This window comes from Streptomyces sp. IBSNAI002, from assembly GCF_052244475.1.
Lineage (GTDB): Bacteria > Actinomycetota > Actinomycetes > Streptomycetales > Streptomycetaceae > Streptomyces.
Genome location: NZ_JBQPXG010000002.1, coordinates 7,835,529 through 7,849,182 on the forward strand (window position 1 = coordinate 7,835,529; position 13,654 = coordinate 7,849,182).

Consider the following 13,654-nt stretch of genomic DNA (forward strand, 5'->3'; position numbering starts at 1 on the left):
ACGAGGTCAGGATGAGGTCAGGACGCGGTCGGGCCGGATCGGCAGGTGGCGGTGGCGTACGCCGGTCGCGTGCCAGACCGCGTTGGCGACCGCCGCCGCGGCGCCCACGATGCCGAGCTCGCCGATGCCCTTGATGTTGACGGGGTCGTCCTCGTCCGGTTCCGCCGGCAGCCAGTCCGCCTCGATGTGCGGGACGTCGGCGTGGGCCGCGACGTGGTAGCCCGCGAGATCCGCGCCGACGTGGGCGCCCGAGGCCCGGTCCCGGACCGCCTCCTCGTGCAGGGCCATGGAGATGCCCCAGGTCATACCGCCGACGAACTGACCGCGGGCGGTCAGCGGGTTGACGATCCGGCCCGCCGAGAAGATGCCGAGCATACGGCGCACCCGGACCTCGCCGGTGCCGGTGTCGACGGCGACCTCCGCGAACTGGGCGCCGTAGGAGTGACGTTCCTTCGGCGGGAGCGCGACGACCGCCGCCGTGGAGTCCCCGTGCGCGGTGACGCCCTCCGGCGGGATGTCACCGCCGTCGGCGAGCCGCTCGCGCAGCGCTGTCACCGCCGCGTTGACCGCCCAGGCCCAGGAGCTGGTGCCCATGGAACCGCCCGCGATCATCGCCGGTCCGAAGTCGCTGTCCCCGATCAGGACGCGGACGCGGTCCGGGGCCGCCTCCAGCGCGTCCGCGGCGATCAGGGTGAGCGCGGTCCGCGCGCCGGTCCCGATGTCCGCCGCCGAGATCCGCACCGTGAAGCTGCCGTCCGCCTCGGCCGTGGCCGTGGCCGTGGAAGGGGCGGTTCCCGCGTGGTACGTGGCCGTTGCCGTGCCGGTGCCGAGCAGCCACCGGCCGTCGCGGCGCAGGCCGGGCCGCGGATCGCGGTCGGCCCAGCCGAACCTGCGGGCACCCTCGCGGAAGCAGGCGATCAGGGTGCGGCCGGCGAAGGGCAGCCCGGACACCGGACCCGTCCGTGGCTCGTTGAGCGCCCGGAGCTCGATCGGGTCGACCCCGCACTTCACGGCGAGCTCGTCGAGCGCCGACTCCAGCGCGAACGACCCCGGCGCCGTGCCCGGCGCCCGCATGAACGTGGGGCTCGGCACGTCCAGCCGTACGACCCGGTGGGCCGTGTGGTGGGCGTCGGCGTCGTACAGCACCCGGCCGGGCATGGCGCTCGGCTCCAGGTACTCGTGCACGGTGGAGGTGAGGTTCAGGGCGTCGTGGCCCAGGGCGCGCAGCCGCCCGTCCGCGTCGGCGCCGAGCCTGATCCGCTGGGCCGTGGGGCTGCGGTAGCCGGCGAGCGAGAACATCTGGCGGCGTGTCAGCACCACCCGGACGGGGCGCCGCAGGACGGTCGCGGCCATGGCGGCGGCCATTTGGTGCGCGCGCAGGCTCTTGGAGCCGAAGCCGCCGCCGATGTGCTCCGAGCGCACCCGCACCGAGGCCGGGTCCAGCGAGAACAGGCCGGCGAGTTCGGCCTGCACCCATCCGGAGCCCTGGTTGGAGTCGACGAGCTCGAGCCGGCCGGCCTCCCAGCGGGCCGTCGCGGCGTGCGGTTCCATCGGGCTGTGGTGTTCCTCGGGCGTGGTGTACTCGGCGTCCACGATGACGGCGGACCGGGCGAGTTCGGCCTCCAGGTCGCCCTTCGAGGTGACCGCCGCGGCGTGCGGCGCGTCCGCGGGGGCGTACGTACCGGGCCGGCCGGCGCGGAAGTCGACGTCGTGCGGCTCCTCCTCGTAGCGCACCACGAGCGCCTCGGCCGCCTCCCTGGCCTGCTCGGAGGTCTCGGCCACGACCAGCGCCACGGGCCAGCCGGCGTGCGGCACCCGGTCGTGCTGGAACAGTGCGACGGACACGTCGGGCTGCATGCCCATCAGGCCCGGGTAGCCGGTCTTCAGCCGCGGGGCGTTCCCGTGGTGCAGCACCGTGAGGACGCCCGGCATGGCCAGGACGGCGTCCGTGTCCATCGAGCGGGTGCGGCCGCGGGCGACGGTGGACAACACCAGCCAGCCGTGCGCGAGTTCGGCGAAGGGGATCTCTCCCGCGTAGCGGGCCGCGCCCGTGACCTTGTCCCGGCCCTCGACACGGGTGTGCGCGGAGCCGACGGAGCCCCTCAGGGGTGTGACGGTGCTCATCGGGCGTCCTCCTCGGCGAGTTCGGTCAGCACGGCCACGATGAGGTTGCGCATGAGGGTCACCTTGTACCCGTTGTGGGCCAGCGGCCGCGCGGCGGCGAGTTCGGCGTCCGCGGCGGCCGCGAAGGTGCGGGAGTCGGCCGGTGCGCCCGTCAGCACCCGTTCGGCCTCCACGGCCCGCCACGGCCGCGACGCGACCGCTCCGAGCGCCAGGCGCACGTCCCGTACGACTCCTGCCTCGACGTGGAGCGCGGCGGCGACCGAGCCGATCGCGAACGCGTACGAGGCGCGCTCGCGCACCTTGCGGTAGCGGGAGGCGGCGGCCACCGGGGCGGGCGGCAGGGTGACGCCGGTGATCAGAGCGCCCGGCGGCAGGGCGGTCTCGCGGTGGGGGGTGTCGCCCACCGGCAGGTAGAAGCCGGTGAGCGGCAACTCGCCGGGCCCGTCGGTCGTCTCGTACGACACGACGGCGTCGAAGGCGGTCAGCGCCACGCCCATGTCCGACGGGTGGACGGCCACGCAGCGGCCGGAGGCGCCCAGGATCGCGGCGTTGTGGTGCTCGCCGGTCAGGGCCGGGCAACCGCTGCCCGGGGAGCGCTTGTTGCAGGGCTGCGTCACGTCGGCGAAGTAGCCGCAACGGGTGCGCTGGAGCAGGTTCCCGCCGACGGTGGCCATGTTGCGCAGCTGCCCGGAGGCGCCGGCGAGTACGGCCTGCGCCAGGGCCGGGTAGCGGCGGCGGACCTCGGGATGGGCGGCGAGGTCGCTGTTGGTGACGGTGGCGCCGATGCGCAGCCCGCCCTCCGGCGTCGGTTCGATCCGCCGGAGCGGCAGTTCGCGTACGTCGACGAGCTGCGCGGGGCGCTCGACGCCGGTCTTCATCAGGTCGACGAGGTTGGTGCCGCCGCCGAGGAAGCGCGCGTCCGGGTCGGCTTCGAGCAGTGCGACCGCGCCCGCCACGTCGAGGGCGCGCCGGTATCCGAACTCCCTCATGCCGCCACCTCCGTACCCGCGGCCGCCCCGGCCCCGGTCGCGGCGGCCCGGGCGACGGCCTGCACGATCGACACGTACGCGCCGCACCGGCACAGGTTGCCGCTCATCCGCTCCCGTATCTCCTCGGGGGTCAGCGGCGGCGGCCCCGCTTCGGGCCGTACGTCACCGGTGACCGCGCTGGGCCAGCCCGCGGCGTGCTCCTCGATCACCGCGACGGCCGAACAGATCTGCCCCGGTGTGCAGTAGCCGCACTGGAAGCCGTCGAGGTCGAGGAACGCCTGCTGCACGGGGTGCAGCCGGTCGCCGTCGGCCACTCCCTCGATGGTGGTGACCTCGCGTCCCTCGGCGGCGACGGCGAGCTGGAGGCAGGAGACCGTGCGGCGGCCGTCGAGCAGGACCGTGCAGGCTCCGCACTGCCCCTGGTCGCAGCCCTTCTTGGTGCCGGTCAGGTCCAGTCGCTCACGGAGCGCGTCGAGGAGGGTGGTGCGGTGGTCGACGGAGAGCGGGTACTTCTCGCCGTTGACGTTCAGGACGATGGCGCTGGACGTCGGTGCGGCCATGGTCAGCCTTCTTTCGCGTTTCCGGGGCACGCCGAAGCGCAGCCGTGCGGGGCGTTGAAGAGTTGGCGCTGTACGTGGCGGGCCCGGCTCGGAAGCGGGCAGGATGCGGGGAAGGGGTGTCGGCCGCGCTCGCGGCGGCGGTCCCCGTCGGCCGTATCCACGGCTAAGGTGGAGTCAACCGGACAATTGTCCGTTACTGGAGAACGTACCGGACAGCTGTCCGGTCAGCAAGGCCGGGTTCGTCGGCGTACCCGTGAGGAGGACGCGTGCAGGAGAAGAGGAGCACTCCGGTCCGCTCGGACGCGCAGCGGAACCGCGAGCGGATCCTGGAGGTGGCGCTGGAGGAGCTGACCCGCTCCGCGGACGCGCCGCTGAGCGCCATCGCCAAGAAGGCGGGCGTGGGCCAGGCCACCTTCTACCGCAACTTCCCGAACCGCGAATCGCTCGTCTTCGAGGTCTTCCGCCACGAGATGCAGCAGGTCGCGGACTCCGCCGCCCACCTGGTCGAGACCCTCCCGCCGGATCAGGCCCTGCGGGAGTGGATGGACCGGCTGGCGCGATTCGCCATGGCCAAGGCAGGCCTGGCGGACGCGATCCGCCAGGCCGCCAGCGCACCGGGCGGCCCGGCGAAGCCGGGACACGAGCCGCTCACCTGCGCGGCCGACATGCTGCTCCGGGCCGGTGAGGAGGCCGGCGCCATCCGTCCGGGAGTGAGCGCGGACGACTTCATCCTCGCCATCGCGGGCCTCTGGCTGATCGACCCCCACGGCGACTGGCAACCCCGTGCCACCTGGCTCCTCGACCTCGTCATGGACGGCCTGCGCGCCGGATCACCCGGCCGCTGAGCCGCCCCGAGCCGGCCCCCGAGCCCGGCCCGGGGCGACGGCCTAGCGTCGGCGCGCCTCGCGGAACACCGCCAGGAGGCGGTCGCGGAGGTAGGGGTCGAGGTCCGCGACATCGGCGGGGCTCAGCCGTCCGGCGAGGCGGGCCACCGTCCGCCACTGGGCGAGGGCGGCCCGGCAGCCCTCGCAGCGTTCGAGGTGTTCGTCGATGCGCCGGCGGGACCGGTCGGGGAGGGCGCCGTCGAGGTACGCGGTGATCAGTTCCACGAACCCGGCGCACCGCTGGTCGCTCCCGGCCGGGTCCGGCCGCTCCGGCGTCACCGCTCGCGCCGCTCGACGTACCGCTCCAGCCGGGCCCGTACCAGCGCGCGGGCCTCGTGCAGACGGCGGCCCTCGTCCGCGGCGCTGATCCCGAGGCTCCGCGCCACCTCCGCGGCCGGCCGGCCCCGTACGTCCCGCTCCACGATGACCTGGCGCAGCTCCGCGGGCATGTCCAGCACCGCCGCCCGGACTTCGGCGAGAGCCGCGTCCCCGGTCAGGTCGACGCCGGAGGCCTCCCAGGCCGCGGGAGGGACGGCCCAGTGGCCCGGCCACTGCGGATGGTCCGGGGGCAGGAAGCGGTCGGCCGGAAACGCGGGCTCCGGCTGCCTCCCGGCGGGCGGGACCCCGGGCTCCGCCGCCGCTCCCGGCAGCACCACGACCATCAGGATCCCCGCCACGACCGCGACCCCGACGAACAGCCACCCCGACGCACCGACCCCCGCCCGGTCGGCGAGGAAGCCGACGACCAGCGCGAACGGTACGAAGGCGAGCCAGGTGAGGGTGCCGACACCCGACGCGACCCCCGCCCGGACCGCCGAGGGCACCGCGTCGTGCAGCCGGTGCAGCACCGGGATGCTCACCGCGACCACGGCGAGGGTGAGCAGCACCTGCGCGACGATCACCGTCGCGGCGGAGCCGCTCGTCGCCAGGACGCAGCAGCACCCCACCATCAGGGCGGCCAGCAGGGCCACGGGCCACCGCCGCCCCAGCCGGCCCTGGGAACCGAGCAGGCCGCCGATGCCGAGCGCGGCCGTCAGACCCGCCCAGTGCGGCCCGTACCAGAACGCCGGAACGGCCAGGGCCACCAGCCACAGCGGGCCGAACTCCAGCATCCCCTGCATCAGCAGCGCGCCCGTGACGGTCAGCAGGATCACCGAGCGGAGCCGGCCGCGCCCCAGCAGCACCCGGTAGGTCGCCGCGATCTGCCGCCGCAGCGGTTCGGCCTCCTCGGTCTTGTGAAGCCGCGGTTCGCGGAAGAGGTACAGGGCGAGGCCCGTCGCGACCAGCGGCGGCACGGTCAGGAAGTACGTGTCGCGCAGGGACAGGACCGAGGCGATGGCGCCCCCGGCCAGGGCACTGGTGACGAGAGCGACGCTCTCCACCACCCGGACCCGGCCGATGACCTTCTCGAACACGTCGCTCGACCCGGTCTCCTCCAGCACCGTGTCGTACACGACGGACTCGAACGTCCCGCTCTGCATGGCGAAGAAGACCCCGAGGAAGAACGCCGACACCATGTACGTCCCGACGTTCTGGCTCAGCCCGCCCACGATGACGCTGACCACCGCCGCCGCGCTCGCCAGGACCAGGACGCCGCGCCGGCTCCAGCGGTCGGCGAGCAGGCCCGACGGCACCTCGAAGACCGGCACCACCACCGCGTACACGGCCGCCATGACGCCCACCCCGGCCGCGTCGAAGCCGATGCCCGTCATGAAGAGCTTCTCCACGGGCACCCACAGCGCCAGGTTCTGCAGGAACGCGGCCGCGTACAGCGGCGCCAGCCGGCGCCGGAGCCTGCGCCGCGCCGCGTCCTCAGGTTCCGCCGGACCCGCGGGGAGGTCCTGCCCGGCGTCCTGCCCGCCCACGGCTCACCCGGCCTCGGGCGTGGACCCCATGGCCTCGATGGCGTCCTTCGACCGCTTCTCCATCTCCTCCGGGGAAACGTCCTCGATGTGCGTGGCGACGTTCCAGCGGTGGCCGAAGGGGTCGATGAACCGGCCGGTGCGGTCCCCGTAGAACTCGTCCTTGACGGGCGACAGCGCGTCGGCGCCGCGGGCCAGGGCCTTGGCGAAGACCGCGTCGACGTCCTCGACGTACACGTGCAGCGTGACGGGCGTGCCGCCCACCGCCTTCGGCGAGCGGAACCCCATTTCCGGGTACTCGTCGGAGAGCATGACGACGGAGTTGCCGAGCTCCAGCTCGGCGTGGCCGATCTTGCCTCCGGGTGCGGGCATCCTCATCAGCTCGCGTGCGCCGAGCACGGCGACGTAGAAGTCGATCGCGGTCGCGGCTCCGTCGACGCAGAGGTACGGCGTGACGCGCGGAAATCCCTCGGGAATGGGCTGGACGGCCACCGGGCTCCTGCCTTTCCGGACTCTGACGGCCACTGCCGACCGCCGCCTGCCCCCACAGATATCCCGGAGCCGGTCCGCGGCCGCCCGCGCCGCGCGGCAGCCGCGCCCCGGATGCCCCGAAGGGCCGGTGCCGGCCGAGGGCCGGTGCGCGGCCCCCGCTACCGGTACTCGACGGTCAGGGTGGCCCGCGTGTCCCGGTTGACGAAGAGGTACGCCGTGGCCGGCTGCTCCCGTTCGAACCGGAGGCGGACCTGGGTGCGTCCTGAGCGGTTGACCGCGGCCAGGCCCGCGGCGGACAGGTCGCCCGAGGCCCTGCTCCCCGAGGTGAAGGGGCCGATGTCGGCCGCGCCGGCGGCCGTCGCGGCCGCGGCCCAGTCGGCGGGCTCCACGGTGCAGCCGCCGAGGCAGCCGGTGTGGACGTCGATGAGGAGCCGGTTCCCGGCGGGGGAGGCCCAGGGGTCCCCGGATCCGCTGTTCCTGGTCAGGGTCACCCAGGCCCGGGTGATCTCCTTGCCGGAGGGAACCGCGGCGGTGTCGAAGGACAGCACGCTCCGGTTGGACCTGCCGTCCGTGCCGCGTCCCAGGGCCAGGCCGTACGCGCCCTCCAGGGTGCCGACGGTCGGCGCCGAGCCGTCCCCCGCGGCCTTGATGTAGCCGTCCTCGGCGTCCAGGCTGGGCAGGGTGAGCGTGCCCGCGGGCGGCGGGGTCGGGCCCCCGCCGCCGAGTGCCCTGACCATGCCCATGATCGTCTCGATCTGCCGGCCGCCGTGCCGGGCGTAGGCGGAGTCGCCGAGGTAGCCCCACCAGTTCCAGCAGCCGTTGGGGTTGTCGAGGGTCGTGGTCGGGACGGCCTGCGGGTACAGGACGATCAGGTCGTTGGTGTCGGCGTACTCGTTGAGGTACGCCGTGTCGATGAAGCGGGTGCCGAAACCCTGGTACGAGTAGCCCTGCTTGCAGCCGTGGAGCGTGACGACGACCTTGCAGGCGGCGCCGTTCGCGCAGCTGGTGGGCACGTAGACGAAGCCGTTCTCGTCCATGGAGATCGCCTTCGCGGCGCCGCCGGGCGCGTACGCGTTCTGGTCGAACCGGATCAGGCTGCCGCCGGGCGCGGCCGCGGGTGCGCTGACCGGGCCGAGCAGGTGCCCCAGGAACTCCCGCTCGGCGTCGAAGCCGCAGTCGTTGAGCCACGGGCCGGCGGTGACCGAGCACGCGTTCGGGCCCAGCGGGGTGATCCAGGCGTGGCCCGCGGCGGTGCTCCTGTTGTAGAGCACGTCCGCGCCGAAGTGCCGGTAGTAGTCGTCGAGCGCGGTGGACACCGGGCGTTCGACGGTCGAGTCGTTGGCACCGCTGAAGACGTAGACCGGGTCGCCGCGCAGACCGGCCACGGGGTCGATGGATCCCTGCGCGGACCAGTTCGCGGTGGTCTGCTTCAGGGTGGCGAGCTGGAGGTCCTGGTAGACCTCCATACAGGCGTTCAGGGCCTTGCCCAGGTCGTTCTGCGCGCAGTACTGGGGGCCGGAGGCGAAGGCGGCCGAGCCGTCGAACGTACCGGAATAGGCCACGTGCAGCTGGGTCGCCATGTAGCCGCCGGACGACACGCCGGCGCTGTAGACCCCGTCGACTTCGTACGCCTTGAGCTCGCCGGCGACGGGCGCCGCGGCTGCCGTGTCCGCCCGGGCGGCGGCGGAGCCCGGCCCGCCGACGAGCAGGCCGGCGCCGAGGAGCAGGGCCGAGACGGCCCCACCGAGCCTTCCGAGAACTGGATGCATCCACCCTCCACTGCTGTGAAACGGCCGACTGGTCCGGATGGCTGCGACGGTAGCTCCGGGCCCCTTCCCGTACGCACGGCGGCGGCTGCCACAACGGGCCGGACATGTATGGCGGTTGCCACCCTGGACGGCGTGCGGGGCGGACGCGGGCCGCACGAGGGTGGCACCGTCCCTGCCCGGCCGGACGACTCGCACGCTCGCATACCGGGCATTTCGTCTCGCCATTCGTCACCCTGGGGGGTGGCTGACGCCATCGGAGAGATCCCTCTCTCACCCGCCCCCGACGGAAGGCGCCACGATGACAGCGACCTCGTCCTATCCCGGCCCCCGCAACGTGCCCGCCGGCACCACGCCCTTCGACGTCGGCCTGCCGGTGCTGCGCGTCGTGCTCGGCGCGATCATGATCGTCCACGGAACGCAGAAGCTGTTCCGGTGGTTCGACGGCCCCGGCGTCAAGAGCACGGGCATGTTCTTCGGCAAGGCCGGCTACCCGGCGGGCGAGGCCATGGCGACGATCGCGGGCCTGACCGAGACGCTGGGCGGCCTGGGCCTCATCCTCGGCCTGTTCACCCCGCTGGCGGCCGCCGCTGTCGTCGGCATCATGATCAACGCCATCTCCGTCAAGTGGGCGGGGTCCGTGCTGGGCATGGAGGGCGTCGAGTTCGAATCCCTCATCACCGCCGCGGCCGTCACCCTGGCCCTCACCGGCCCGGGCCGCTACGCCCTCGACAGCCTCCTGCCGGTACTGCGCCACCATCGCCTCGTCCACGGCATCCTCGCCCTCGTCCTGGGGGTCGTCCTGGCGGTGGTGGTGCTGCTGCTGCGCGACTGATCCGGGGCGGAGTCACCGCGCCGGGGAACCCTTCGCGGAGCCGGCTCGTTCACCTGCTGACCATGCACCTGCCGACTCGTTCACCCGGGGGCCCACCGATTCCGGACCGTGAGCAGATGACCACCGAGCCCGACACCTCGTCCGCCGCCTCCGCCGCCACGCCCCCGCTGCCGTCGCTCGCGGCGCAGGCGGAGCGGCTGATCGAGCTCGGGGTGCACGGACTCGTCGGGATGGACGCCGACGGGCTGCGGGCCTTCGCCGAGCGGGCCGGGGGAGGTCACGACGGCGGGCTGCTCTCCGTCCACCCCGACCACGCCCCCGCCTCCGCCCTCGCACCGCTGCTGCGCCGCAACGGCAAGCCCGGCTTCGTCGTCACCGACATGCCCGACGTCGACCGCTTCGCCCCCTGGGCCGTCGAACTGCCCGGGGCCCCCCTCTACCTCGTCACCGGACTCGACCGAGGCGACCACCTGGCCAACTGGAGCCCGGACGAGGCACTCCCGGCCCTCACCCGAGCGGACCGGACCCCATTGCTGCTCACCGAAGGCCTCCACTGGCTGCTCCAGCAGCCCGCGGTCCTCGAGCGCAACCGCTGCTTCATGACCATCGGCTCCCGGCTCCGCAAGGCCGATGGCACCCTGGACGCCCGCACCGCCGCGATCTGGATCAGCAACGGCATGGGGCGGGACGGCCGCGAGCGGCGCGACGCCCCGAAGGTCGGCTGGTGCTGGTGGGGCAACCGCCACACCTGGCTGGGCTTCGCCTCCGCCGCGGGCCGGGTGGAGCCGACCGCGGTGCGGACGTAGCTCAGGCAGGGCCGTCCGAGGCCCGTTCGGGCTTGCTGTGGAGGATCTCGCGGGCCTGGTCCGCGGCGCGGGCGATGCTCTCGGAGACGAAGTCGACGAAGCGGGCGATGTTCTCCAGGCGCGCGGCGGCCGGAGTGCCGGCGCCCAGGACGCCGACGCCCTGCCGGGCGATCTCGCCGAGGTGGGCGGTGGCGCGGGCGCTGGCCATCGTCGACTGGTAGAGGACGTCGTCGTCGACGACGTACCGCTCGCGGCGGCGTTCGTCGCGTTCCCGGCGGATGAGGCCCTGGCCCTCGAGGAACGCGATCGCCTTGGAGACGGACGCGGGGCTGATCCGCAGGCGCCCCGCGAGTTCGGCGGCGGTGAGGCTGCCGGCGTCGGTGGTGTAGAGGCAGGCCAGCACCCGGGCCGTCATCCTGGGCAGGCCGGACTGCATGAAGACGGTCGCGAACATCTCCTCGTACTCGCGCACCGCCTCGGCGTCGCGCCCGTGGCCCTGAGCGGGAGCGCCGGCGTCCCGGGACGCGGGGCGCCGGCGCCGGTGGGCGCGGTGTTCGGTGGCGCGGTGGGCCAGGTCGGCGCGGTAGGCGGTGGGGCCGCCGTTGCGCATCACCTCGCGCGTGACCGTCGAGGTGGGGCGGTCGAGGCGTCTGGCGATCTCCGCGTACGCGAGGTCGTCGGCCAGCCCGAGTGCGATCTGCTGGCGCTCCTGCTGGGTGAGCCTGCCTCCCGGCATCGCGGACTCCTTCCGGTCGGTGGCCCGCCAGCGTAGCGTTTCTGCAGTCGGAAACGCTACGAGCCGAAGGCGCCGCCCGGGCGGGACCGCGCGGACGGTGCATCCGACCCGGACTCACACGTCGTAGGACCTCAGCCACAGTTCCAGCGTGAGGACCAGCCACAGCTTGCCGCCCTGACGGGGCAGCAGGGCGCCCTCGCCCTTCAGCCAGGCACGGATGGTCTCCGGCCGGAACAGGCCCCGCTGCCGGGACCGCCGGCCGAGGAGGAGTTCGTGGCCGAGATCGCGCAGCGGACCGGTCAGCCACTGCTGCACCGGCACCCGCATCCCGCTCTTGGGGCGGTCCACCACGGTGCCCGGCAGCAGGTCCCGTACGGCCTCCTTGAGGATCCACTTCTCGGCCGTCCCGCGGAGTTTGTACCCCGGCGGCGTGGCGAAGGCGTGGTCGACGACCGACCGGTCGAAGAGCGGGGAGCGGCCCTCCACCCCCTGGGAGGAGGTGAGGCGTTCCACCTTCGTCAGGATGTGGTGCGCCCCCTTGGTCCGCAGGTTGCAGTGGAGCAGCCGGTTCAGGAGGTGTTCCATGGCGTACGGGCCGCCGCCGGCGGCCCGCGCCAGCAGGTACGGCTCCACATGGCGCTCCAGGCGCGGGGCGTCCCCCAGCGCGTCGAGGGCCGGCGCCGTCAGCAGGACCGGGAGGTCCGTCCAGCACTTGCGGTACGAGCGAAGGTACGCGGTCGCCCGGTCCTCGTCCCAGGGCGCGCCCGGCGTCCGGTGCATCTCCTGCACCAGCATGGGGAGGTTCTTGGGCCCGCCGAAGACCGGGTCGCCGCCCTCGCCGTTGAGGACCACGGAGGCGCCGTCCGCGGCCACCGCCTCGGCCAGCATCAGGTTCGGCACCGTCAGCGGGTCCCCGACGGGGCTGTCCAGCAGTGCGGCGGCCTCGGCCAGCCGGGCCGCCACCGCCGCCCCCGACACGTTCAGGACCCGGTGCCGGGTGTGGCAGTGGGAGGCCACCAGGCCGGAGTAGCCGAGCTCGTTGGGCAGGTCGTCGCCGAAGCTGATCGAGTACGTGTGCACGGGGTGCGAGTGGAGCTTCGCCGCGAGGGCCGTGACGAGCGAGCTGTCGATGCCGCCGGACAGCAGCACCGCGGCCGGCTCCGCGACGGGCAGCCGGGCCGCCGTGGCCTGCTCCAACAGGGCCCGCAGGGCCAGGACATGGCCGGTCGGGCCGGCGGGGCCGGGATCCTCGACGTGCTCCCGGGGCTCCCAGTGCACGGTCTCGCCGACCCCGCCGTCGCGCGCCAGGCGCAGCACGCGGCCGGGCAGCACCTCGCGGACCCCGGTGAGCAGGGTCTCCTCGCCCGGCAGGTAGGCGAAGGTGAGGAAGGAGCGGACCGCCGACAGGTTCACGGAGGTGCCGAGCGACGGCCACCGGCGCAGCGCCCGCAGCGAGGTCGAGGCGGCCCAGGCGCCCCCGGCCCGCGCGTAGAAGAGGGTGCGGGCTCCGACGTGGTCGCGGATCAGCACCAGGTCGGGGCCGTCGAGCACGGCCAGTGCGAACATCCCCTCGGCGAGCGCCACCCCGGCAGGCCCGAGCAACGCCCAGCAGTGCAGCAGGAGTTCACCGTCGGAACAGCCGGGCGGCGGTGGCGGCGCGGCGGCGGACCGGGCCGCGAGCGCGGCGAGGAGCACCGGGCGGTTGTGCAGGGTGACCTCGCCGACCGCGGTGCGCCCGTGTGCGGAGAACGGGCCCGTGGCCCCGCCCGGTTCGCCGCCGATGAGGCTCAGCGCCGCCCCCGGTACGGTCACGGGGCCGTGGCCCGGTCGGGCGGTGGCGCCCATCGCTTCGAGATGGGCGCGGGCCTGCCCGGTGGTGTCGGCCAGGCAGGCGCAGAAACGTGCCACGGACGGCTCCCCTTCCTCATGCTGGCGTGCTGCTCGTGTACGGCTCCGTACGGCTCCGTACGGCTCCGTACGGTTCCGAGCTGTTGCGGGCCTTCCGGCTCGGGCCTCGGCTCAGCCGAAGTCGTCGTCGCTCCAGGCGTCCTCGTCGTCCCAGCCCGTTTCCCAGCCGTCGTCGCCGGAGTCCCCGTCCCCGCCGGAGTCCCCGACTCCGCCGTCCCCGCCCGACCCCGACGAGACCTGGCTCTGCGCCTGCTGCCGACGCAGGGCCTCTTCCTCCTCCGGGGTCATGCTCAGCGGCGGCAGATGGGCGGCGGTGACGGCGAGGGCCGCCACCCCCAGTCCGGCGAGCAGCACCCCCATCCGGCCGCCGAAGGAACTCCGGTTGACGGTGACCCGCTCACCGCGCGCCCACACCGTGCGCCCGTACCCGATGTCCCGGGCGTAGCCGGCGGTGCCGTCCGCGAGCGTGCGTTTGATGACGCGGTTGCCGAGCAGTTCGTCGGTTCCCGAGCCACCCCGGTTGTCGTGCCAGGACACCAGGTGGGGGCGGCCGGGGGTGCGGCTGCGCCACTCCTCCAGACCGCCCTCGTACCTGCGGTGGACCGTGCCGTCGGCGAGGAGTTCGTCCGCGTAGCCGATCTCTTGGGGCCGGATCATCGTGTGCGTACCTCGGGTGTGTGGAAGGGGACACG

The 13,654-nt window shown here is 74.0% G+C and carries 13 protein-coding genes; 3 read left to right on the top strand and 10 right to left on the bottom strand.

What is annotated here, in order from left to right:
* Window positions 1-6: 6 nt before the first annotated feature.
* Genes ACTVZO_RS36260 through ACTVZO_RS36270 form a run of 3 tightly spaced genes read right to left on the bottom strand, consistent with a single transcriptional unit; the run spans window position 7 to window position 3,673 of the window.
* The gene (locus tag ACTVZO_RS36260; RefSeq protein WP_443302384.1) at window positions 7-2,124 is read right to left on the bottom strand and encodes a xanthine dehydrogenase family protein molybdopterin-binding subunit; all 2,118 of its coding nucleotides are present in this window, start codon (window positions 2,122-2,124) and stop codon (window positions 7-9) included.
* Entirely contained in the window at window positions 2,121-3,113 is a 993-nt protein-coding gene (locus ACTVZO_RS36265) for an FAD binding domain-containing protein (RefSeq protein WP_443302385.1), read from the bottom strand. Before ACTVZO_RS36265 ends, ACTVZO_RS36260 begins: the two co-directional genes overlap by 4 nt.
* Window positions 3,110-3,673, bottom strand: coding sequence for a 2Fe-2S iron-sulfur cluster-binding protein (locus ACTVZO_RS36270; RefSeq protein WP_443302386.1), 564 nt, complete (start codon window positions 3,671-3,673; stop codon window positions 3,110-3,112). Before ACTVZO_RS36270 ends, ACTVZO_RS36265 begins: the two co-directional genes overlap by 4 nt.
* A gap of 266 nt (window positions 3,674-3,939) precedes the next feature.
* On the opposite strand from ACTVZO_RS36270, the gene ACTVZO_RS36275 reads away from it, so the two are divergent.
* Entirely contained in the window at window positions 3,940-4,518 is a 579-nt protein-coding gene (locus tag ACTVZO_RS36275; protein ID WP_443302387.1) for a TetR/AcrR family transcriptional regulator, read from the top strand.
* Between the two features lie 42 nt (window positions 4,519-4,560).
* Here the strand turns inward: ACTVZO_RS36275 and ACTVZO_RS36280 are convergent, their stop codons facing one another.
* The 4 genes from ACTVZO_RS36280 to ACTVZO_RS36295 form a co-directional block, all read right to left on the bottom strand.
* Window positions 4,561-4,836 carry an anti-sigma factor family protein gene (locus ACTVZO_RS36280; RefSeq protein WP_443302388.1) on the bottom strand — a complete coding sequence of 92 codons (276 nt, stop codon included), beginning with the start codon at window positions 4,834-4,836 and terminating at the stop codon, window positions 4,561-4,563.
* The gene (locus tag ACTVZO_RS36285; protein ID WP_443302389.1) at window positions 4,833-6,422 is read right to left on the bottom strand and encodes an MFS transporter; all 1,590 of its coding nucleotides are present in this window, start codon (window positions 6,420-6,422) and stop codon (window positions 4,833-4,835) included. Before ACTVZO_RS36285 ends, ACTVZO_RS36280 begins: the two co-directional genes overlap by 4 nt.
* A 3-nt stretch (window positions 6,423-6,425) precedes the next feature.
* Window positions 6,426-6,911, bottom strand: a complete 486-nt coding sequence (locus ACTVZO_RS36290) for a VOC family protein (RefSeq protein WP_443302390.1) — start codon at window positions 6,909-6,911, stop codon at window positions 6,426-6,428.
* Between the two features lie 158 nt (window positions 6,912-7,069).
* Window positions 7,070-8,680: an extracellular catalytic domain type 2 short-chain-length polyhydroxyalkanoate depolymerase gene (locus tag ACTVZO_RS36295; RefSeq protein WP_443302391.1), complete on the bottom strand. Its 1,611-nt coding sequence runs from the start codon at window positions 8,678-8,680 to the stop codon at window positions 7,070-7,072.
* Window positions 8,681-8,978: 298 nt separating this feature from the next.
* Between ACTVZO_RS36295 and ACTVZO_RS36300 the strand changes: the two genes are divergently transcribed.
* Both ACTVZO_RS36300 and ACTVZO_RS36305 read left to right on the top strand, forming a co-directional pair.
* Complete coding sequence (locus tag ACTVZO_RS36300) at window positions 8,979-9,512, top strand: DoxX family protein (RefSeq protein ID WP_443302392.1); 534 nt, start codon at window positions 8,979-8,981, stop codon at window positions 9,510-9,512.
* Window positions 9,513-9,628: 116 nt separating this feature from the next.
* Window positions 9,629-10,318, top strand: coding sequence for a DUF5701 family protein (locus ACTVZO_RS36305; protein ID WP_443302393.1), 690 nt, complete (start codon window positions 9,629-9,631; stop codon window positions 10,316-10,318).
* A gap of 1 nt (window position 10,319) precedes the next feature.
* Here the strand turns inward: ACTVZO_RS36305 and ACTVZO_RS36310 are convergent, their stop codons facing one another.
* The 3 genes from ACTVZO_RS36310 to ACTVZO_RS36320 form a co-directional block, all read right to left on the bottom strand.
* Entirely contained in the window at window positions 10,320-11,054 is a 735-nt protein-coding gene (locus tag ACTVZO_RS36310) for a helix-turn-helix domain-containing protein (RefSeq protein ID WP_443302394.1), read from the bottom strand.
* 114 nt (window positions 11,055-11,168) lie between these two features.
* Window positions 11,169-12,962 carry an asparagine synthetase B family protein gene (locus ACTVZO_RS36315; RefSeq protein ID WP_443302395.1) on the bottom strand — a complete coding sequence of 598 codons (1,794 nt, stop codon included), beginning with the start codon at window positions 12,960-12,962 and terminating at the stop codon, window positions 11,169-11,171.
* 111 nt (window positions 12,963-13,073) lie between these two features.
* Complete coding sequence (locus ACTVZO_RS36320) at window positions 13,074-13,619, bottom strand: hypothetical protein (RefSeq protein ID WP_443302396.1); 546 nt, start codon at window positions 13,617-13,619, stop codon at window positions 13,074-13,076.
* Window positions 13,620-13,654 lie beyond the last annotated feature (35 nt).

What these genes read in the sequence shown, in the direction of transcription:
- ACTVZO_RS36260 (WP_443302384.1), bottom strand. Translation starts at nt 2,124, where the DNA reads ATGAGCACCGTCACACCCCTGAGGGGCTCCGTCGGCTCCGCGCACACC.
- ACTVZO_RS36265 (WP_443302385.1), bottom strand. Translation starts at nt 3,113, where the DNA reads ATGAGGGAGTTCGGATACCGGCGCGCCCTCGACGTGGCGGGCGCGGTC.
- ACTVZO_RS36270 (WP_443302386.1), bottom strand. Translation starts at nt 3,673, where the DNA reads ATGGCCGCACCGACGTCCAGCGCCATCGTCCTGAACGTCAACGGCGAG.
- ACTVZO_RS36295 (WP_443302391.1), bottom strand. Translation starts at nt 8,680, where the DNA reads ATGCATCCAGTTCTCGGAAGGCTCGGTGGGGCCGTCTCGGCCCTGCTC.
- ACTVZO_RS36300 (WP_443302392.1), top strand. Translation starts at nt 8,979, where the DNA reads ATGACAGCGACCTCGTCCTATCCCGGCCCCCGCAACGTGCCCGCCGGC.
- ACTVZO_RS36305 (WP_443302393.1), top strand. Translation starts at nt 9,629, where the DNA reads ATGACCACCGAGCCCGACACCTCGTCCGCCGCCTCCGCCGCCACGCCC.
- ACTVZO_RS36310 (WP_443302394.1), bottom strand. Translation starts at nt 11,054, where the DNA reads ATGCCGGGAGGCAGGCTCACCCAGCAGGAGCGCCAGCAGATCGCACTC.
- ACTVZO_RS36320 (WP_443302396.1), bottom strand. Translation starts at nt 13,619, where the DNA reads ATGATCCGGCCCCAAGAGATCGGCTACGCGGACGAACTCCTCGCCGAC.